The 1,533-nt window shown below is 33.7% G+C and carries 1 protein-coding gene; it reads left to right on the top strand.

All coding sequences use genetic code 11. The annotated features are described in order from the left end of the window. Window positions 1–113 precede the first annotated feature (113 nt). Window positions 114–1,316, top strand: a complete 1,203-nt coding sequence (locus tag V7183_RS25810) for a macrolide family glycosyltransferase (protein WP_335361319.1) — start codon at window positions 114–116, stop codon at window positions 1,314–1,316. Window positions 1,317–1,533: the final 217 nt, after the last annotated feature.

Below are 1,533 nucleotides of genomic sequence, written 5' to 3'. Positions count from 1 at the left end.
TTTGATCAATCTTTTTTCAAAATGTGAGTTTTTCCTCTATATTTAAGTTAAGCAATATCCTTACTATTGCTCAACTTAAATATAGAGAACGTTTGACTTAAGGAGTGGTTATAATGGCACGTGTTTTATTTATTAATGGTGGATCAGAAGGACATATCAATCCAACAATTGGGGTTGTACAAGAGCTTATTTCGCGTGGAGAAGAGGTGATATATTTTTCTATAGAAGCTTTTCGAGAGCGTATTGAAAAGACGGGAGCTAATGTACGAACATTTGACGGTCAAAAATTTTTAAAAGCCTTTATCTCAGGTGGCAGAAATTATTTACCCGAAAGAATCAACGGTCTTTTACATACGGCGGATATCATTATACCTAGCGTTCTTGAACAGATCCAGGGAGAACATTTTGATTACATCATTCACGATTCTATGTTTGGTTGTGGACGTTTACTTTCCAAAATCCTAAAGCTCCCCGCAATTAATTCGTGTACATCTTTTGCTCAAACTGAAATATCATTTGAAAGAATGTTAGAACATCTTTCACAAAATATCCCAACAGAAATTGCTAAAAGGATAAATAATGATTTTCAAAACCTAACAACAAAAATTAAAGAAAAATATGGTGTTGAAATCACTTCTCCTTATGAAGTTTTTTGTAATCCTGCACCACTTACAATTGTTTATACAACTAGGGAGTTTCAACCTTTTGGAGAAACGTTTGATCAAACATACAAATTTGTAGGGCCATCCATCTCTACACTATTAACACAAGAAAACTTCGACTTTACTGCAATCAAGGGAAAAAGCCCAATTTACATTTCGCTAGGTACTGTCTTTAACCAAGCAATTGATTTCTATAAGATCTGTTTTAAAGCATTTGAGGACACTGATCATACTGTTATTATGTCTATGGGGGAAAAAACTCAAATATCTGATTTAGGGGAGATTCCTAAAAACTTCATTGTGAAAAATTATGTTCCACAAACTGAAGTGCTTAAATGCACTAAATTATTTATTACACATGGTGGAATGAACAGTACTAATGAAGGTCTCTATTACGGAATTCCACTAATTGTAATCCCGCAAAGCGCAGATCAGCCAGTAATTGCAGGACAAGTTGCCAATCTTGGAGCTGGCATTAAATTACAAATGAAAGGCTTGACTGCAAGTCAACTACGTGAAACCGCAGATCATGTGTTAAGACATCCATCTTTTCATAAAGCTGTTGCAAATATTAGGGAATCCTTTCAAAAATCAGGTGGGTATCAGCAAGCTGTTGATGAGATTTTCAAATTTAAAAGTCAATACGATATCTAAATATAAAAACTTCTCAGCATCTAATCTCATTTATGTCAAAAAAGTGCCTATGTGACATGACATAGGTACTTTTTGTTATTCCACATATTAACAGTTTAGTGTCATATAGAGTGGGAAATTACCTACTGTAAATTTGAAATAGAGTCACGATTGTTGATTGCTATATAAATCCATTTTAATTTTTCAGCATCTAAATTCTCTGCTATGCAGAGTAAAA

Origin of the sequence: Bacillus sp. JJ1127 (genome assembly GCF_036965845.1) — a bacterium.
In the GTDB taxonomy this organism is placed as follows: Bacteria; Bacillota; Bacilli; order Bacillales; family Bacillaceae_G; genus Bacillus_A.
Note: the sequence above shows the minus strand (reverse complement) of the source record. Positions and strands in the feature narration are given on the sequence as shown.

What these genes read in the sequence shown, in the direction of transcription:
- V7183_RS25810 (WP_335361319.1), top strand. Translation starts at nt 114, where the DNA reads ATGGCACGTGTTTTATTTATTAATGGTGGATCAGAAGGACATATCAAT.